At 68.2% G+C, this 19,889-nt stretch carries 10 protein-coding genes; 3 read left to right on the top strand and 7 right to left on the bottom strand.

Translation table 11 applies throughout. The features are described from left to right. Positions 1-197: 197 nt before the first annotated feature. Both GLA29479_RS17370 and GLA29479_RS17365 read left to right on the top strand, forming a co-directional pair. A complete protein-coding gene (locus GLA29479_RS17370; RefSeq protein ID WP_057972340.1) occupies positions 198-2,366 on the top strand; it encodes a TonB-dependent receptor in 2,169 nt (722 codons plus the stop codon). A gap of 1 nt (position 2,367) precedes the next feature. Continuing rightward, on the top strand, positions 2,368-3,741 hold the full coding sequence (locus tag GLA29479_RS17365) for a PepSY-associated TM helix domain-containing protein (RefSeq protein ID WP_057972339.1): 1,374 nt from the start codon (positions 2,368-2,370) through the stop codon (positions 3,739-3,741). Positions 3,742-3,846: 105 nt separating this feature from the next. On the opposite strand, the gene GLA29479_RS17360 is transcribed toward GLA29479_RS17365, so the two are convergent. The 3 genes from GLA29479_RS17360 to GLA29479_RS17350 all read right to left on the bottom strand — a co-directional run bounded on the left by GLA29479_RS17360 (position 3,847) and on the right by GLA29479_RS17350 (position 11,709). After that, positions 3,847-10,170, bottom strand: a complete 6,324-nt coding sequence (locus tag GLA29479_RS17360) for an autotransporter domain-containing protein (RefSeq protein WP_057972338.1) — start codon at positions 10,168-10,170, stop codon at positions 3,847-3,849. A gap of 521 nt (positions 10,171-10,691) precedes the next feature. Continuing rightward, positions 10,692-11,117 (bottom strand): organic hydroperoxide resistance protein, encoded by a 426-nt coding sequence (locus GLA29479_RS17355; protein ID WP_057972337.1) that lies wholly within the window; start codon positions 11,115-11,117, stop codon positions 10,692-10,694. A 124-nt stretch (positions 11,118-11,241) separates the two neighbouring features. Then, positions 11,242-11,709 carry a MarR family winged helix-turn-helix transcriptional regulator gene (locus tag GLA29479_RS17350; protein WP_057972336.1) on the bottom strand — a complete coding sequence of 156 codons (468 nt, stop codon included), beginning with the start codon at positions 11,707-11,709 and terminating at the stop codon, positions 11,242-11,244. Positions 11,710-11,930: 221 nt separating this feature from the next. Here GLA29479_RS17350 and GLA29479_RS17345 point away from each other — a divergent pair, with 221 nt between their 5' ends. Next, entirely contained in the window at positions 11,931-13,037 is a 1,107-nt protein-coding gene (locus GLA29479_RS17345) for a serine hydrolase domain-containing protein (RefSeq protein ID WP_057973250.1), read from the top strand. Positions 13,038-13,109: 72 nt separating this feature from the next. Here the strand turns inward: GLA29479_RS17345 and GLA29479_RS17340 are convergent, their stop codons facing one another. Genes GLA29479_RS17340 through GLA29479_RS26150 form a run of 4 tightly spaced genes read right to left on the bottom strand, consistent with a single transcriptional unit; the run spans position 13,110 to position 19,075 of the window. Next, positions 13,110-13,883: a M15 family metallopeptidase gene (locus GLA29479_RS17340; RefSeq protein ID WP_082638778.1), complete on the bottom strand. Its 774-nt coding sequence runs from the start codon at positions 13,881-13,883 to the stop codon at positions 13,110-13,112. Beyond that, positions 13,822-15,426: a serine hydrolase gene (locus GLA29479_RS17335; protein ID WP_082638777.1), complete on the bottom strand. Its 1,605-nt coding sequence runs from the start codon at positions 15,424-15,426 to the stop codon at positions 13,822-13,824. The genes GLA29479_RS17340 and GLA29479_RS17335 overlap by 62 nt, the downstream gene beginning before the upstream one ends. Before the next feature lie 58 nt (positions 15,427-15,484). Further along, complete coding sequence (locus GLA29479_RS17330; RefSeq protein ID WP_057972335.1) at positions 15,485-18,454, bottom strand: TonB-dependent receptor; 2,970 nt, start codon at positions 18,452-18,454, stop codon at positions 15,485-15,487. 42 nt (positions 18,455-18,496) lie between these two features. Continuing rightward, entirely contained in the window at positions 18,497-19,075 is a 579-nt protein-coding gene (locus tag GLA29479_RS26150; protein WP_425599987.1) for a transglutaminase-like domain-containing protein, read from the bottom strand. Positions 19,076-19,889 lie beyond the last annotated feature (814 nt).

Below are 19,889 nucleotides of genomic sequence, written 5' to 3'. Positions count from 1 at the left end.
TCGCAGCAGATGCGAGCGCCGCGACCGCAGGTCGGAAAGCGCAGTGCGGCAACTTGCCGCAGCCGGACGCGCCACCGCCTCGCCTAGCATCTGCGCGCCCGGCGGCTGCAAGCGCCGCGTCCTCCTATCCACCGCGACCGTGGCCGCCTCCCTGCAGTGCGGCCGCGAGTCCGTCGTTCCGAGTCCCGATTCCGCAGATGCACCGTCGCCACCACCGCTCCAGCCTCGCCCTCGCCTGCCTCGCCGCGGCCCTCGCCCCGCAGCTCGCCCACGCCGACGCCGCCGCGGTCGACCTGGATGCGGTGCGCGTCGTCGCCGCGCCGCCCCCGACAGGCTCGATCGCGACCGCGAGCCGGCTCGGCCTGGACCCGGAGGAACTCCCGGCGACGCTCGACGTGCTGGATCGCAACGAGATCCAGGCACGCGGCCTGCGCGACAGCGTCGAGGCGCTGCGCGCGATGCCCGGGGTCATGGCCGGCAATCTGCCGGGCCAGCCGGGCGTGGCCTCGATGCGAGGCTTCGCCAGCGGCGCGATCTCCTATTTGTTCGATGGCGTGCGCCTGACCAGTTCGGGCTTCTCCTCGCGCAACTGGGACAGTTTCAATTTCGAGCGCATCGAAGTGCTCAAAGGCCCGGCCTCGGTGCTGTACGGCGAAGGCGTGCTCGCCGGGGCGATCAACTACGTGCCCAAGAGCGCGCAACTCGACGAGCGCGGCGAAGAGCTGCTGCTCGGCTACGGCAGCCACGGCAGCGCCCGCCTCGGCCTCGACGGCAACCTGCCGCTGAGCGAGCGCCTGGCGATCCGCGCGGTGCTCAGCGCCCACCGCTCCGACGGCCACGTCGACGACACCGACTCGGCGGCGCTGGCGTTCAGCGGCTCGCTGCTGTGGCGCCCGAACGAGCGCTTGTCGGCCACGCTCGCCCTCGACCATCAGCGCGACGATTTCGACACCGCCTACTTCGGCACGCCGCTGGTGCCGCGCGCGGCGGCCAGCCGGCCGAGCGACCTGGTCGACAACGCCTTCGGCCTGGCGATCGACCGGGCCGCGCGCGAACGCAACTACAACGTCGGCGACGGCCGCATGGATGCGCATTCGACCTGGCTGCGCTCGCGCCTGGACTATCGCATCGACGAGCGCTGGTCGCTGAGCAACGAACTCAGCGTCTATGACGCGCGGCGCCGCTGGGACAATACCGAGGACTTCAGCTACAACGCCGCCAGCGGCCTGCTCGACCGCAGCAGCGCGCGCATCCATCACGAACAGCGGGTCTGGAACGAGCGCCTGAGCCTGCGCCACGACGGCCGCCTCGGTGGGCGCCGGCACGTGTTCGCGGCCGGATTGGAATACAGCGATACCGACTTCTTCAACCGGCGCCGCTTCGGCCGCGCCGCGCCGGTCGACCTGGCCGCGCACGAGCGCGGTGAGTTTCCGGCCGACACTGCCGCCAATTTCCGCAATGGCCGCAACGATTTCGGCACCCGCGTCGAGGTAGCCGCCGTGTTCGTCGAGGACGCGATCAACCTGAGCCCACGCTGGCTGCTGGTCGGCGGATTGCGCCACGAGCGCATCTCGCTGGATCGCGATGGTCTCGATCTCGACACCGGCCTGCGCAGCGGTTTCCGCCGCCGCTTCAACCCGACCTCGTGGCGGCTCGGCAGCGTGTTCGATCTGCGCCCCGGCACCCAGCTGTATACGCAATACAGCAACGCGGTGCTGCCGGTGAGTTCGTTCCTGACCATCAACCAGCGCAACAACGCCTTCGAGCTCAGCGAAGGCGATTCGATCGAAGTCGGCCTGCGCACCCGCTTGCTCGATGATCGCCTGCAACTGACCGCGGCCGCGTACCGCCTGCGCCAGGACGACATCCTGACCCGCGACCCGTCGCAGCCGGCACTGACCGTGCAGAACGGCCGGCAGTCCTCGCGCGGGGTCGAATTCTCGCTGTCGGCGCAGGCCACGCCGCGGCTGCGCATCGACGCCAGCGCGTCCTTGCTGTCGGCGCGCTTCGACCGCCTGCTCGAAAGCGGCGGCGTCGACCGCAGCGGCAAACGCCCCTCCAACGTGCCCGAGCGCAGCGCCAACCTCGACGCCTGGTATCGCCTCGAAGGCTTGCCCCTGAGCTTCGGCCTCGGCCTGCGCCACGTCGGCGATTTCTACACCGACAACGCCAATGCCTACCGGGTTCGTTCGCACACCGTCGCGGACGCTTCGGTCGCCTGGGAACCCTCGCCCGCCAGCCGTTACAGCCTGCGCCTGCGCAATCTCGGCAACGCTTTCTACGCGCAGTGGTCGGGCTATAGCGCGACTCAGGTCTACCTCGGCGCGCCGCGCACGCTCGAGCTGACCTATTCGCACTCGTTCTGACATGACCGCGGCCGGTCACGACTTCTATCGCGCGGTCTGGCGCTGGCATTTCTATGCCGGCCTGTTCGTCGCGCCCTTGCTGCTGATCCTGGCGATCACCGGTTCGATCTATCTGTTCAACGACGAGATCGAAGATGCGGTCCACGCCGATTTGCGCTTCGCCCCGGAACGCCGCGGCGCGCTGCCGCCGTCGCGGCTGATCGCCGCGGTGCAATCGGCGTATCCGGGCACGGTGACGCGCATCGACCTGCCCTCGCAGCCGCGGCGCACCGCGCAGGTGTTCGTGACGCCGGCGCAGGGCGCACCGCTGCGGGTATTCGTCGACCCCGGCAGCGCCCGCGTCCACGGCGCCTTCGTCTATACCCGCACCCTGGTCGGTTTCGCCGACACCGTACACGGCTCACTGCTGCTCGGCCGCGTCGGCGACGCCATCGTCGAACTGGCTGCGTGCTGGGCGCTGCTGCTGATCGCCACCGGCGTGTATTTGTGGTGGCCGTCCGGCCCGGGCTGGTATCGCGCTTTTTGGCCCGATCTGCGTGCGCGCGGACGCGGCTTCTGGCGCAGCCTGCATGGCGCGGTCGGGGTCTGGAGCTCGACGCTGATCGTGTTCCTGATCCTGACCGGCCTGCCCTGGGCCGGGGTCTGGGGCGACCTGTTGCGCGCCGGCACCCAGTCGCTCGGCATCGGTTATCCCGAGCAGCATCGCCATCACGGCCCGACCAAGACCACCGCCGCGCCGACCATGGCGCAGGCCGTCGGCGAAACGCCGTGGACGCTGCGCGACGCGCCGATGCCAATGTCCGCGCATGCGCATCACGCCACCCATGCCGGCGCCTCGCCGGCATCGGCGAGCGACATCGGCATCGATGCCGCGGTACGCGCACTCGCCGCGCAGGGACTCGTCGCCGACTACCGCCTGTCCTTGCCGCAGAGCGCCGACGGCGTCTATTCGGCGGTCGTCTATCCGGACCGCCCGCAAGGCCAGCGCAGCGTGCAGATCGACCGTTATCGCGGCACCGTCGTCGGCGACACCGGCTTCGCCGATTACGGCTGGGCGGCGCAGGCGGTCGAGGTCGGCGTGCAGTTGCACATGGGCAACTACTTCGGCCGCGCCAATCAGCTGATCATGCTGCTGCCCTGCCTGGGCGTGTTCGGCCTGTGCCTCAGCGGCGTGTGGTTATGGTGGCGGCGGCGCCCACGCGGCCGCCTCGGCGCGCCGCGTACCTCGACGCCGACCCAGGCGAAGACCATCGTCGCCATCGCGGCGGGCTGCGGCCTGCTGTTGCCCTTGCTCGGCGCATCGTTACTGCTCGTGCTCGTACTCGACCGTTGCCTGATCGCGCGACTGCCGCGCTTGCGCACTGCGTTGCGTTGATCCCGGCGCGATGCAGTCGTGGCGATAAAAGCGACTACTGGCTCCGGTCCAGCGTACCGGAGCCAGTAGCGCCCCCTGCCGGGGACGCTGATGCATCGGTCCGGTCTAGTCGACCCGGGCCGAAGCCTCGTCGCACCAGTGCGACGGCAGGGCCACCGCACCCGACGGAGGGGCGGGAGGCGGTGTCTGGGCGGCGAGCCGCGTCGCACTGCGACGTGGCTTCGCCTTGATGCCGGTGCCGCGCGAAGCGACACGCTTGCTCTTGGAGATCGGCCGCGCGGCTCGGGCCTTGGCATTGGCGACCGAACCCGCGGCCTTCGACGCGCCCGCGGGCTTGATCGGGCAATAGCCGTAGTTGGCCGGCGCCGTAGCCGTCGGCGCGGTCGTGCCCGCGCTCGAAGCCGGGGACGCCGCCACAGCGGTTCCGCTACCGACCGCAGCCGCTGCGACAGCCGGTGCCGGCGATGCCTTCTTCGCAGTCGAGCTGGTCGTAGCGGCCGGATCGACCCCGCCCGCATTGGCCTGGGCACCGGCCCACGGTGCCGCGCGCGCAGCCGCGACCGCGGCCTTGCCGCCCCAACCCAAGCGCAGGCCCATGTTGAGCGAATGCGCGCGATCGTCGCTGCCGATGTCGCCGCGGTATTCGATGAAGCCGCTGCTGACCGGGCTGAGCCGGTAGGACAGGCCCAGGCCGACGTTCCAGCGATTGCGCTCGGCGACGAAGCCGTTGACGCCGAAGTCGGGCACGCTCGCGCCGGCGAAGGCGTTGCGCGCGAACGGCCGGTCGTCCTGCAGGTCGCGCAGATAACGGATGTCCGCGGTCGGCTGCCACTTGCGTGCGCCCTGGCCGGGCAGGCCGGAGAAGCGCACGCCGATACCGGCGGTGGTGGCGTCGAAACTGTCGCTGTTCACCACCAGGTTGGCGTCGCCGCCGCCGCGTTCGCTGAAGCGGATCGCTTCGAGCTTGCTGTAGTAAACGCCGAGCAAGGGTTCGATGCGCAGGCTCGCGCCGTCCCAGCGCCAACCGGCTTCGAGCATGCCGTACACGCCGTCGCCGCTGAAATGCGCATCGGTGCGGGCGTTGAAGGTACCGACCGCGATCTCGCGCTCGGCGTCGTAGCTGGCGTAGCTGTAGCCGACCGCACCCTGGGTCCAGAACGGGCCCGGCGCATACAGCCACTGGATGCCGACATTGAACAGGTCGGCTTCGACCTGGTCGTCGCGACGGTCGGTTTCCATCTTCGAGTGGGCCATGCCGACGTGGCCGCCGAAACGGAAGTTCGCGCCGGGCGAACCTTCCAGGCCCATCGCGAAACCGGCCAGCGAGTTGTCGATGCCGGCCAGGCCTTCGCCGTCGAACTCGGCGCGGCCGCCGTAAGCGGTCGCCCACAAGGTGCCGAGGGTGTCCTCGTCCTCGACGCCGGCATCGCGCACGCGGTCGAGTTGGCGGGCGACGCTGCGCTGCAATTGCTCGGCGTTGTAGCGCTGGGCGCTGACGATGGAGGCGTAGGTCTCACCGCTGAGCGTGTCGAAGGCGCGCGGTGCCTGCGCCGCGCTGAGGCCGCGTGCGGCCGCGATCAAGGTCGGCAACTGACCGCTGTTGGCGTCGGCGATCGTCTGCAAGGCGTTGGCCACGGCCTGTTGATTGCCGCTGAGGCCGGGGAACTGGTTGAAGCGGATGCCGCTACCGCCGACGTCGTGTTCGCTCAAGCGCAGGAACACGTCGTTGCCGATCGTCACCAGGGTCGCATCGAGGAACGGCAAGGCGGTCTGCGAGACGCCGGTGAAGGCGCCGCTGATCGCGCCCGCATCGACGATGCGGTAGTCGGTAACCGGCGCGTAGCTGCCGGCCTGCGGAATCGCCACGACCTGGCCGCCGCTCAAGCTCGCCGTGCCGGCAACGATCACGCTGTCGGTGACGCCGGCGCCGGTCTGCCGCACTTGCAGGGTCGCGCCGGGATTGAAGGTCAGGCTGGCGACATTGAGCGACGCGCCGACCGACCCGTTGCCGCCGGCCGCACTCGTCGCTCCGGCCAGGCCGGAAGGCGCGAGGGTCCCGCCGAGCGTCAACGCGCCGGTCAACGCGCCGTCCCCAATCAGTGCGCCGCCCGCCGCGACGACAGCGTTGCCGGTCAGGCTGCCATTGAGCACCAGGTTGCCGGCGATGGCGCTGTTGGCGAAGTTGGCGGTGCCGCCGGCGGGCAGGATCAGGGTGCCGCCGGCAGCGAGGTTGAGCTGTTCGAAGCCGATCAACGCAGCCCAGGGCAAGCTGCCCTCGCCGCTGCCGCCGACCGCGAAAGTATCGCTGCCGCTGTTGCCGTTGATGGAGCCGGTGATGCCGGCCAGGTTCGCCAGGCTGCTGTAGAAACGGTCGTCGCCGCCGCCGAGATCGACCGCGCCGGCGATCGCGCCGGTCGCGCTGAGTTGGTCGACGCCGCCGCTGAAGTTGGCGCTGGTGCCGGCCGCTGAGGTGAAACCGGCGGTGATCGGATTGCCGACGTTGAGGGTGCCGCCCTGCACCGACAGGCCACCGGCGAAACCGGCGACGTTGCCGCTGAGGGTCAGCGCGGCGCTGCCGGCCTTGATCAAAGTGCCGCTGCCCATGACCGTGCCGCTCAGGGTCAGTGCGTTGTTGCCGATCGTGCTGAGCGCGCTGCCGGCGCCGACGTTGACGGTGTTGGCCAGATCGATGCCGGCGACCGCGGCACTGAGGTTGGCGTTGCCCCCGACATCGAGCGCGCCGCTGCCGAGCGCAGTGGAGCTGCCCAGCGCGAGCGTGCCGGCGTCGAGATCGAAACCGCCGCCGAAGGTATTGGCGGCGCCGAGGGTCAGGATGCCGCTGCCGTCGAAGGCCAAACTGCCGGCGCCGCCGATCGTGCCGTTGAGGGCGAGATCGTTGGCGCCGCCGATACCCAACTGCGCGCCGCTCGCCAAGGTGATCGCATTGCCGAGCGCGATGGCCGGTGCGGTTGCGGTGAGTTCGGCATCTCCACCGACGCTGAGCGTGCCGGTGCCGAGAGCGAGATTGTTGCCGACGCCCAGCATGCCGGCATTGAGCGCAACGCCGCCACCGAACAAGTTGGCGCCGCCGAGCTCGAGCGTGCCGGTGCCGTTCATCGCCAGGCCGCCCGCGCCGCCGATGCTGCCGTCGAGCGAGAGCGCGTTGGCACCGCTGATAGCGAGCGTCGTACCGGCACCGAGATTGATCGCATTAGCCAAGGCGATGTTCGCCGCGCTGGCGGTCAGGCCGGCGTTGCCGCCGACGTTGAGCGCGCCGCTGCCGAGGGCGAGATCCGCGCCGACCGCGAGGGTGCCGCCGCCGAGCGCAACGCCGCCGTTGAACGCGTTGGCGCCGCTGAGCGTGAGCGTGGCGGGGCCGTTGAAACTCAGGCCGCCGCTGCCGCCGATGCTGCCGCCGAGGGCGAGATCGTTGGCGCCGCCGATGCTCAGCGCGGCGTTGAGGTTGATCGCATTGCTTACGTTCAAGGCGGTGCTGGCATTGAGCGTGGCCGTGCCATTGACCGACAGCGCGCCGCTGCCGAGCGCGGTATCGGTGCCGAGATTGAGCGTGCCGGCCTGCAGGTCGAAGCCGCCGCCGAAGTTGTTGGCGCCATTGAGCGAGACCGCGCCGGCACCGGTCTTGATCAGCGAGCCGGCGCCGCCGATGGTGCCGCCGAAGCTGAGGTCGGCGGCGCCGCCGAGGGTAAGGCCGGCGCCGGCGCCGAGGTTGATGGCATTGCCGAGGTTCAAGGCCGCGCCGGTACTGGCGAGACTGGCATTGCCGGTAACGCCGAGCGTGCCGGTGCCGAGCGACGCATCGGTGCCGAGCAGCAGGCTGCCGGAGGCGAGCGAGACACCGCCGCCGAAGCTGTTGCTGCCGCCGAGGGTGAAAGCGCCGCTGCCGTTGATCGACAGTCCGCCGTCGCCGGCGATCGTGCCGTTGAGCGCGAGCGCGTTGGCGCCGCTCAGGGCGAGCGTGGTGCCGGTGCCCAGATTGACGTTGTTGGACAGGGCGATGCCGGGCACGCCCGCGCTCAATCCGGCATTGCCGCTGACATCGAGCGAGCCGGTGCCGAGTGCCAGATTGTTACCGACGCTGAGGTTGCCGCTGGCCAGACCGACACCGCCGCCGAAGCCGTTGGCGCCGTTGAGGCTCAAGGTGGCGCTGCCGCCGTAGTTCAAACCGCCGGCGCCGGTAATCAGGCCGCCGAACGCGATGTCGTTGCTGCCGCCGATGCCGAGGTCGGCATTCAGCACCACGGCGTTGCCGAGGTTGACCGCGGCCGTGGAGCTGAAGTTCGCCGCGCCGTTGACCGTCAACGTGCCCAGGCCGAGCGAAGTGCCGGTGCCGACGCTGAGCCCGCCGCCGAGCAGATTGACGCCGCCGGCAAAGGCGTTGGCATTGCCGAGGCTGAGTGTGGCCGCGCCGCTTTTGGTCAGACCGGCGAGGCCGCCGATGCTGCCGTTGAGGGCGAGGTCGTTGCTGCCGAGTATGTTCAAACCCGCATTGAGATTGAAGTTGTTGGCCAGACTGAGCGCAGTGTTGGCATCCAGCGAGCCGGCGCCGCTGACGGTGACCGCACCGCTGCCGAGGGCGGTGTTGCTGCCGACTGTCAGTGCGCCGCCGCCGAGATTGAAGCCGCCGGAAAAATTATTGCTGCCGTTGAGGGTGACCCCGGACGCACCGGCGAGGCTGATGCCGCCGGCGCCGCTGATCGTGCCATTGAGGGTCAGCGCGCCGCCGCTGCCGCCGGCGCCGAAGTTGAGGGTGTTGTTGAGCACGATGTTATTGCTCAGGGTCACCCCGGCCGCGCCGGTCAGGCTGCCGGCGCCGTTGACGGTCAGGGTGCCGGTGCCGAGCGCGCTGTTGTTGCCGACATCGATCGAGCCAGCCTGCAGCACGGTGCCGCCGCTGTAGTTGTTGCTGCCGGTCAGCGCCAGCGCGCCGCTGCCCAGGGTCAGGCTGCCGGCGCCGTTGATATTGCCCGCAAGGGTGAGCGCACCGGCGCCGTTGAGCGTCAGCGCGCCGTTGAGCTGCACTTGGTTGGTCAAGGTGCCGGAGAAGGCGGTGTTGAGCGTCGCCGGGCCGCCGACCAGGAACAATCCGGTGCCGAGCGAGCCGGCGCTGCCGAGAGTGAGCCCGCCGGCGTTGAGCGCGAGGCCGCCGCTGAAGTTGTTGCTGCCGAGCAGCGACAGCGTGTCGGTGCCGTTCTTGATCAGGCCGCCGGCGCCGCCGACGGTGCCGCCGAGGCTCAGGCTGTTGCCGCCTTGCACGATCAAGCCGCCGGTGAGGTTGACGTTCTGCGTCAAGGTCAATCCCGGCAGCGAGGCTTCGATCGCGCCGCCGTTGCCGGTCAGCGTACCGGTGCCGAACGCCAGGGCGTTGTCGAACAACGACAAGCCGCCGTTGAGGGTCGCGCTGCCGCTGACCACGGCGCCGCTCAAGGTCCAGGTGCCGCTGTTGACGGTCAGGTTTTCGAAGTTGAGGTATTGCAGCGCCGAGATCGAACCGCTGCCGCCGGTGCCGGAACCGGGGCCGGCGACGGTGTTTTGCAGCACCAGGGTGTCGAAGCCGCCGACGCCGGCGTCCACGGTGCCGGTGGCGGCGAAGGTCAGCAGACCGGGGGGCACGGTCGGCGTGGGTACCGTCACCGGCGGCAGCGGAATCAGCGGATTGCCGAGCGTGGAACCGGTCACCGCGACGAAGGTGTCGTTGCTGAGCGCGGTGCCCAGCGAGACGCTGCCGTTGATCGTGCCGGCGTTGACGAAAACGTTACCGCCGCTGCCCGGGCTGGCGAAGGCGACGCGGCCGGTGATCGTGCCGGTATTGGTGAAATTGACGTTACCGCCGCCGTAGATCGCCACTGCCACCGAGTTGACCGGATCGAACAGGCCGAGCGCGCTCATGCCGATCGAACCGCTGTTGGCGATGGTGGTGGTGCCGGCGTTGGCGATCAACATCGCCGAGCCGCCGAGACCGAAGGTGCCGTCGAAGGTGCCTTCGATCGAACCCTGGTTGTTGATGGCGACGTTGCCGCTGGTCGGCGCGACCAGGTTACCGACCGCAAGCGCGCGCGCCAGCACCAGCGAGCCGGCGGCATTGGCGTCGATGGCGCCGAGGTTGTTGAGGGTCAGGCCGGTGCCGCCCAAACTCATCGCGGTGCCGCCCGGCAGCGTGCTCATGATCGCGCCGGCCTGGACGGTAACGTCGAGATTGTTGGCGTTGCTGAGGAAACTGTTCGGATTCGGCGGCAGCAGGATCGGCACGCCGGTGCAGCTGACCGTTGCGCCGTCGGTCGGCGCGGCCGGCGTGCACGCGGCACGGGCCTGGCCGGCGAACATCTGCAGCGCGATCAGCAGCGGGATCGCCTGGGCGATGCCGCGGCTGAGGGGATGAAGGCGAAGACGACAACGCGCATCTGCGGGCATAACCGTTTCTCCGTAGGCCAAAGCTGGCACGAAGGGGACGGTCGAAGGACGAGGACCTTCGATTACAACGGCGTCACGCCCGTGCCAACGACGAGGCCGGGCGCTGGCCCGGCCATCCGACAACGACGAGATCCTGTTTCGAAAGCTACGAACGACAGCGGCAATCGACAGCGTGCAGCGGGTGAGCCGATTCGCGACAGAAGAGAACGAAACGCCATGGCGAGTCTGTGCGATCGCGTAGCAGTTTATTCATCGGCCTGCGTTGCGAACTCACGCTCGCTCACCCGTATTCAGACAGCTGTATGTAGCTCACCGAAACTCACCGTGCAGCCTCTTCAAGCCGTGCGGGGGTATCGAACACTTCCACCAACATCGCAGCGGACATCGTTGCGCAGGGTCGCTGGACGCAGGCGCGGCGCTCGAACGGAAACGGCCCGGTTGCATGCGCAACCGGGCCGTTCGTCATCGCTTACAGTCGCGCATCGACCGCATCGTGGGCCGACACGGTATCGCCGCGCCGATCAGACCAGGGTCAAGGTCACGTCGATGTTGCCGCGAGTGGCGTTGGAGTACGGGCAGACCACGTGGGCCTTGTCGACCAGCGCCTGCGCCTGTTCGCGCGGCAGGCCCGGCAGGGAGATCTTCAGTTCGACTTCGATGCCGAAGCCGGTCGGGATCTGGCCGATGCCGACGCTGCCGTCGATCGCCGCGTCGGCAGGCAGCGCGATCTTCTCGCGGCCGGCGACGAACTTCAGCGCGCCCATGAAGCAGGCCGAATAGCCGGCAGCGAACAACTGCTCCGGGTTGGTGCCGTCGCCGCCGGCGCCGCCGAGTTCGCGCGGGGTGGTCAGCTTGGCGTCGAGCGCGTTGTCGGAGAAGACGGCGCGGCCGTCGCGGCCGCCGGTGACGTGAGCGTGGGCGGTGTAGAGGACTTTTTCGATGGACATGGTGAGGCTCCGGTGGGGTGGTGATGGAGGGCGACAAGCCCGCTTGAAATAAATCGATAGCTATTCAATCGCACACTATTTACAGAGTCGAACGATGCGTCCGGCGGAGGACCGCCGACATCGATCAACCTTTTCGGATCAGACTCTCGCGCAGACTTTCGAGTTGCTGCTTGATCAGCGCCAGTTGCTCGTAAGAGCAACCTTCGACCGCGCACGACACGCCATGCGGAATGCCCTGGGCCTTGGTCTTCAAGGCGCGGCCCGACTTGCTCAGTTCGATGATGACCTGGCGCTCGTCGCTGGCGGCACGGGTGCGCGTAACCAGGCCTGCGGCTTCGAGCCGCTTCAGCAGCGGCGTCAGCGTGGCCGAATCGAGGAACAGGCGTTCGCCGATCTCCGACACCGTCACCTCATCGCGCTCCCACAGCACCATCATCACCAGGTACTGCGGATAAGTCAGGCCGAGCTTGGCCAGCAGTTTTCGATAGACCTTGTTGAGCGCCAGGCTGGTGGAATACAGGGCGAAGCACAGCTGGTCGTCGAGCAACAGGGTCGGCTGCGGCGATTTGGCGGGGGCGGCGGGCTTCTTCATGGCGCTCAATTTACATAGCGCGCTATTTAATAGCAAGCATAGACAGACGCCGGTCCGGGACCGGAGCGTTCCAGTTCTGGATCGAATCCCGGGCGGACCTCTTTCAGCCGCGCCCCCTCACCGGCATCATCCCCGCGTAGGCGAAAGCCATGTCTTCCCGTCTTCGCGGCAACCAGACCAAGGCACTTCCGGTCGCGCACGCCCTGTCGCAGTATCGGCCGATGCGAACGCTCACCCTGACCCTGGGGCTGTCCGCCCTGATCGCCGGCTGCGCCGGCGCGCCGGTTTCCTCGACCACCGATCCTGCGAGCGCCGACCCAGCCACGGCCGAGCGCGTCGACGCCTTGATGCGCGACTACGCCGGCACGGGCCCCGGCGCTTCGTTGCTGGTGGTGCGCGGCGGCCAGGCGGTGCTACGCCGCGGCTACGGCCTGGCGGAGGTCGAAAGCGGCGCCGCGGCAACCCCGCAGACCAACTACCGCCTGGCCTCGATCAGCAAGCAGTTCACCGCCGCTGCGGTGCTGTTGCTCGTCGAGGACGGCAAGCTCGGTCTCGACGACCCGATCAAGCGTTGGCTGCCGTCGCTGCCCAAGGCCGCCGATGCCATCACCCTGCGCCAGATCCTCAGTCACACCTCGGGCCTGATCGACTACGAGGACGTCATGCCGCCGGAGTTCGACGACCGCGACCGCCAGATGCACGACCGCGACGTGTTGCGCGTCCTCGAAGGCCAGGACCGCACCTATTTCGTCCCCGGCCGGGACTATCGCTACAGCAACAGCGGCTACGCCCTGCTCGCGCTGACGGTCGAGCAGGCTTCCGGCAAACGCTACGCGGACTTCCTGCGCGAGCGCATCTTTCTGCCGCTGGGCATGCGCGATACCGTCGCCTACGAGCGCGGCGTGTCCGAGGTCGCGCACCGCGCTTACGGCTACAGCTTCGAGGGCCGCTGGACCCGCACCGACCAGAGCCCGACCAGCGCGGTGCTCGGCGACGGCGGCATCTATTCCTCGATCGACGACCTGACCCGCTGGGACGCGGCCCTGTACGACGACCGCTTGCTCAGCGACGCATCGCGACGGCTGGCCTTCAGCCCGCATACCTCCACCGATTTGGCGGATGTCGCCTATGGCTACGGTTGGCGCATCACCGGCGAGACCCTGTGGCATTCCGGCGAAAGCATCGGCTTTCGCAACGTCATCGTGCGTTACCCGCAGCGGCGCCTGACCGTGGTCCTGCTGAGCAACCGCAACGACCCCGAGCCGTATCGCCTGGCGTTGCGGATTGCGGAGCTGTACTTGCCGGCGGCTGCAGAGGCGGGTCGTTGAGATTCGGTTGAGGCAGCGCGAGGCCCTCACCCTCCCCCGTAAACGGCAGCGGTACAACGGCTCCGGGAACCCTCACCTCACCGGAAAATCGAACGCCGTGCGCGGCGTCGGTTCTGGCTTGTAGGTGTAGTGCCACCACTCCAAAGGATAATTCTCGAATCCCTCGCGGCGCATCGCCGAGCGCAGCAGCTCGCGGTTGGAACGCTGCCGGGCGCTCACGTTCGGCGAGGCGGTATGCGCGGTTTCGTCGAAGAAGTCGAAGGGCGTGCCCATGTCCATCGGCTCGAAGCGGTCCTCGCGCAGCTCCAACAGGCTCAGGTCGACGGTGGCGCCACGGCTGTGGCCCGAAGTCGGCGAGATGTAGTCGCCGAGCAAGTCGCGTTTGTCGAGGTTCGGGTAGTACTGCGGCTTACTGCTCTGATCGTCGAGGTCGCCGGCCCAGACGACGAAGTCCTGAACCGCGCGCACCGGCCGGTAGCAGTCGTAGATCCGCAGCATCAGCCCTTGCGGGCGCAGGCTGCGTTCGACCCGGGCCAACGCCTGGGCGACGCGTTCGTGCAGATAGCATCCGGCCGCCTCGTAGCCCTTGACGGGCCGGCCGACGAAGTTGTCGTGGCCGGCATAACGGATGTCCAAGGAAATGTCCCAGACCAATGATCGGATCTCGACCATGCCGGCGCCGGCGGCATCGCTCGCAGGCGACAACTGGGGCGCGACCGCTTGCGCCTTGGACGGAACTACCGGCGGCGTAGCGCAGGCCGTGAGCGCCAATGCCGCGCTCAACTCAAGGGCAGTCGCCAATGCGCGCGAACGCCAGGTCTTCGTAGTCGTAGCTGAAATCCGCATCGGGATCGACCTTGGCCAGTGTCAGGGCGACGGCGCCGTCGGTCGCAGTCGCGAAGTCGAGCCAAGCCTCGGCATCGACTTCGTCCGCGCTCCAGTCGAGCAACAGGCGCTCGCCGACACTCATGATCTTACCCGCGAGCAAGGGCGACTTGCGCGCAACGAACTCGACGCCGTCGCCGCGCGCGCAGACCGAGGCCTCGCCGAACCAAGGGTCGCGATAGACGCCCAGGCGGCCGCTCAGCGTCGATGGGCGTATCGCCGTGCGCTTCGAGGTATCCGGCGCGCGCTTCGCGGCCGGCGCCGCTGCCTCGCGCTCCAGCGCATCGGCGTAATAAGCCACCGTACGGGCCGTCGCCGGCGCACCGATGCGCTCGCTGAGGACTTGGTCGAGCACGCTGCGCGCCTGTCCGGCCTCGCCGTTGATCAGCACGACGAAACCGCTGCGGCGCTCGGGCAGCAAGGTCACCAACGAGTACATGCCCATCAGCGTGCCGGTATGCGAGACCTTGAGCCGGCCGTCGGTATCGCTGAGCCGCCAGCCGTAGCCGTAGGCGGCGAAATGGGTCCGGCTCCATTCGCGCTGCCGTTTCGACACCGTCATCGCCATCTGCGGCCGCCACAGTTCCTCGCGCTGCCGCGGCGACAGCCAGGGTTTGCCGTCGGCGCCTGCGCGCTCGGGGTCGAGCCAGGCCCCGATCCATGCGGTCATATCGCGCAGACTGCAGCGCACGCCGCCGGCCGGGTCCATCGTCGTCGCCGCGATCTGCGCACCGTCGCGGCGCACCGCGACATTGCCGCCGTCGCGCCGCACGTGCGGTTGCGCGACGTCCCCAACCGCATCGCGGCTCCAATCGCCGATCCGGCAGCGCGACAAGCCCAAGGGCTCGAACACTTCGCGCCGCAGCAGGGTTTCATAAGGCGCGCCGCCGGCCGCGGCGGCCACTTCGCCGGCGACGATGTAGAGCAGATTGTCGTAGTCGTAGCGCGAGCGGAAGCTGTGTACGGGTTTGAGATAGCGCAGGCCGCGCAGGATGTCGGCCCGGGTGAACGTGTTGGGCTCCGGCCACAGCATCAGGTCGCCGGCACCGGCACGCAGGCCGCTGTTGTGGATCAGCAGGTCGCGCACCTGCATCTCGCGCGTGACCCAATCCTCGTGCATGCGGAAATCCGGCAGATAGCGCCTCACCGGGTCGTCCCAGCGCAGCTTGCCGGCATCGACCAGGCGCGCCAGCAAGGCGGTGGTCATCGACTTGGTGTTCGAGGCGATCTTGAACACGCTGTCGGGCGTGATCGCCGCGCCCTCGCCGGCCACCAACTCGCCTGCCGTGCGCTGATAGGTCACCGCGCCATCTTCGACTACGCCCATTGCGAGCCCGGGCAGGCGGTAGCGCGCCATGGCGTCGTCGAAAATGCGGTCCAGCGCTCGCCGGTTCGCGTCATCGGCGCCCGGCGCATCGACACGTCCGGCCGCCGCGCCCGCCAGGGGCGCGGCGAGCAGCGCAAGAATAAAAATCAGGACCGGCGAACGGGGTCTGTGTCGCATCGGACGGCCCTGCGGGAAAGAAAGGCGGCCCCTCCCGGGGCCGCCAACGGGTACACCATCAGAAATCCACGGACACGGTCAGCTGGGCGTAGCGCGGGCTCTGGTAACCGGTGCCGTAGCGATAGAACTCGTTCGGCACGCCGATACCGGTCTCGAACTCGTCGTCGACTTCGAGCTTGCGCTGGTTGTTGAGCAGGTTGTAGACCGCCAGCTTGACCCGCAGGTCGGCTGCACCGATCGAACGCTGATAGCTCAGGCTGGCACCGATGTCGAAGGTCCACGGCAGGTGCCCGCCCGAACCGCGGCGACGCAGTTCGTACACGCGCTGCGAAGCATCGGCGGTGCAGTTGGACACGCAGACGTAGAAGCTGTGGTAACTGGTGTCGTCGAACGGATTGCCCTTGCCGAAGGCGTTGATCGGCCGGCCCGACTGCGCATTCAAGGTGGCGCCCACCGACCAGTGGTCGTCGAAGGCGTAGGCGCCGCGCAGTTTGATCTGGTGGCGACGGTCGTTCGGCAAGGGGCCGTTGCCGTTCAAGTTCACGAACGGGTCGTCGAAGGACTCGGTGCGGCCGGTGTTGTCGAAACCGAAGTCGGAGTTCGACGGCCCTTCCGCATTACCCTCGCTCTTGGACCAGGTGTAGGACGCATTGAAGGCCCACTTGTCGTCCCAGGCGCGGTCGAGCATGAACTCCAGCGCGCGGTAGGTGCGCTTGGGCTTGACCCAGCCGCGCTCGCCGACGTAGTTGCCGTCGTCGTCGTACAAGGCCCAGCCGGCGCGCGAGGTGTCGATGGTGACGAAACCGTCGTTGGTGCCGTCGCAGTTGGTGTCGGTGTAGAGGGTGACGTCCTTGCCCGGGTTGGCCATGACGTAGCCGATGCTGCCGGGTTCGCCGCCGCACAGGATGCCGTTGGAGGTGATTTCCATGTCGTCGATGGCGTTGTGCAGGCGGCGGTAGATGCCGCGCACGCCCCACGACCAGGTGTCGTCGATCATCGACTGGAAGCCGAGGATGGCCTCGTCCTGGTAGACCGGGTCGATATCGGCGTCGACCTCGCTGCGCAGGTCGCCGACGGTGCCGTCGCCCTGGCTGTTGTCGACCGCGCCGATCTGCGCGCCCAGGATCGGGCGGTAGTAAGTCGAGCCGTTGTACTGGAACGGCTCCAGGCCGTTGAACACGTAGAAGGTGCGCTCGTCGAGGAAGGCGCCGGCCTGCTTGACGTTGATCTGGTTGACGATCGGCAGGAAGTAACGGCCGACGTTGCCGAACACCTTGGAACGGCCGTCGCCCTTGAAGTCCCAGGAGAAGCCCAGGCGCGGCGCGACCATGTCGTCGATCTTGATGTAGGTGTTGCCTTCGCCGTTCTTGTTGTCGAAGCCCTCGATGCGCACGCCGGCGTTGAGCATGAAGTCCGGGGTGATCTGCCAGTTGTCCTCGAGGTAGTACGCCGAGTTGATCGACTCGAAGTTGCCGCGCACTTCCTGCTGGCGCGCGCGCACGTAGGCGGTGACGCCGGCCGGCACGACGCCGCCGTTTTCCAGCGTGGTGCCCGGGCGGGTCGGGTAGATCTGGAAGAACTTGCGCGACGGCCCCGGGTAGAAGCTCTCGTTGTCGGAGGTGTTGACTTCGCGGTCCAGGCCGAAGCGCAGCAGGTGGTTGCCGAGCTGCCACTCGAAGTCCAGGCGCGCCGCCTCGCGCTTGTCCAGGCCTACTTCGATCTGCGCCGACGACACGCAGCCGATCTGCGGCAGGCCGGCGACGCGGCGGTCCTGCACCGCATCGCAGGCGATGTCGTTGAGGCTGCTCTGGATGCGGTCGCGCTTGTTCTCGCCGTACAGCGCCTTCATCGAGAAGTTCTCGGTGAGGTAGCCGGTGTAGGTCAGCGCCCAGTTGGTGCCGCCGGCCTCGTTGAATTGGGTGTTGGAACGGTTGCCGCGCTGGCCGGCATCGAAGTCGTACTGATAGTTGTCGGTGGTGGTCTCGTTCTTGTCCGAGAAGGCCAGGAACTCGAGCAGGTGCTTGTCGCTGATCTGCCAATCCAGCTTGGCGCCCCAGAAGCCCTTGTCGGACTTGCCCTTGAAGAAGGTGCTGCCGGCGTCGTTGGTGCTTTCCGGCTGATAGTCGCGGAACTCGTACATCGCGTAGAAGAACAGCCTGTCCTTGACGATCGGACCGGAGGCGTGGACGTTGAGGTTGGTGCGGTCGTACTGGTCCTTGCTGGCGATGCGGAACGGATTGCCGTCGGCGTCGTAGTGGTTCTTGCCCTTGGACTGCAGCGAAGCCGGCTCCCACACCAGTTCGGCGCCGTAGCGGAATTCGTTGGTGCCCGACTGGGTCACCGCATTGATCACGCCACCGGTGGTCCGGCCGTACTCGACCGAGTAGCCGCCGGTCTTGACCTGGAACTCCTTGAAGAAGCCGAACGGCACCGAGGAGAAGCCCACGCGCTTGTAGAAGTCGGTGACGTTGAGGCCGTTGATGTAGACGGCGTTCTCCGACACCGACGAGCCGCCGAACGAGGCGCCGCCGTATTGGCCCTGGATCACGCCGGGCGCGAGCAAGGCCACCGATTGCGCATCGCGGCCGACCGGCACGCGTTCGAGCTCGGCCTTGGTGACGTTGGTCGCCGACTCGGTCGAACGCACGTCGACCGGCGAGATCACCCGCGAGCCGATCACCTGCACCGCGCCGAGGTTGGTCGCGTCGCCGAGGTTGATGTTGGCCTCGTTGCCCAGGCTCACCACCACCTCGATCGGCTCGCCGACCGCGGCGCCGTCCTTGCTGGCCTGCAACTGATAGGTGCCGATCGGCAGGAACGGGAAGCGGTAGTTGCCGCTTTCGTCGGCCTTCACGGTGCGGGTGAAACCGGTCTCGGTGCTGCGCACCGTGACCTCGGCGCCGGCGGTCACCCGGCCGGCGAGCGAGCCGTCGGTGTTGGCCGCCAGCGCCGGCTGCAGCGCCATCGAAGCAAGGCAGATCCCCATCGCCATGCACAGCCCGGACTTACGCAAGGTCTTGCCGTTCATACCGCACTTCCTCCCCAGAATGATGGACGCCGCTCCGCCTGCTCAGGCCTTGGCGGGCAGCACTTGTGTCTCGTAGTCGTAATCCCATTGGTCGAAGTAGAGATTCCCCCCTTCCCACTCGACCTCGCCCCGTTGCGAATCCACGGTTTCGGAGCGTTCGTGCGTCTTGGCCGGGACGAAGTCGCGGCCGTAGTCGTCGTTGTACGCGATGCGATAGGCATCGAAGCCGCCGAAATAGAAGTCGGCGAGCTGCGCATCGGACGAATCGAAGCGGCCGGTCGTGACGTCGACCGGCATCCAGCCGTAGGGCGCCAGGTACATCCAGGCCCAGTCGTGCATGTTGGTGTAGCCGTCGTCGCCGTAGACCCAGCCCGACTGCCAGCGCGCGGGAATGCCGTTGAGGCGCAGCAGGGTCATCAGCAGCAAGGTTTGCTGGCCGCAGTCGGCATGACCGGCGTGCAGGGCGTAGTCGCTGATGTTGGAGATCGTCGAGTACTCGCGTGCGCCGGCCCAGGGAATGCGGTCGACCGCGGCGTAGAGCTTCTTGGCGATACGGTAAGGGTTGGTTTCCTCGCCGACCGCTTCGCGCGAGAACTTGCGCAGCGCGTCGGTATAGACCATGTGCGGCGCGCGTTCGCCCAGATACGGCCGGGTGCGTTCGTCGACCGGCGCCGGCACGACCCGCTCGGGGTCGATCGCGCGGTACTGGCCGTACACGGTCAGCTCGTAGCGCACCTGGAACTTCGTCGGCTGGCCGGCTTTCGCGGTCTGCTCCAGATAGACCGTGCGCTGCAGGGCCGACTCCGGGGCGATGCGGTGGCGAGCCGGTGTGCTGGCCAGATAGCGAATGCCTTCCTGCTGGTGCGGCAAGGCGCGCGGGTACGGCAGCCAGGCGCGCACGGTCTTGCCGGCCGGCACCGCATCGGCTTCGACGGTCAGCGACTGGGTCACCCGCACGCGCCGCGGCGCGGCATGGGCGAGCCCGCTGTCGAGCGCGGCGTCGCGAACTTCGGCGTGATGGGCGTTGAGCACTTCCATCGGCCCATGGCTCAGCGGCTTGGCGCCTGGCTTGCGGCGCGCCAAGGCCTGTTCGCTGAGCCGGAACAGGTTCGACGGCGCGCGTTGGAAGTAACGCTTGTCGCCGTCGATGACGAGGTATTCGAGCAGGCCGGCGCGGTCCCAGGCGGCGAACTCGTCGGCGCGCAGGTCCGGAATCTGTTCGCGCAACTTGGCCTGGGCCTGGGCTTCGTCGAGGGTGAAGTCCAGGCGGATGCGGCGCATGCGTTCGCGCTCGAACTCCAGCGCCTGGCGTTGCGGCGCGGTCAAGCCGGGGCGCGCCAGGGTCTCGGCGATGCGGGCCCGGGCGCCCTCGAAATGACCGGTGTCGACCAGAGCCACGATAGCAGCGAGGCGTTCGCCGGCGTCGTCCGTGGCC

The sequence above is a fragment of the Lysobacter antibioticus genome, assembly GCF_001442535.1.
GTDB classification, from domain to species: domain Bacteria; phylum Pseudomonadota; class Gammaproteobacteria; order Xanthomonadales; family Xanthomonadaceae; genus Lysobacter; species Lysobacter antibioticus.
This window is presented reverse-complemented; position numbering and strand designations above follow the sequence as displayed.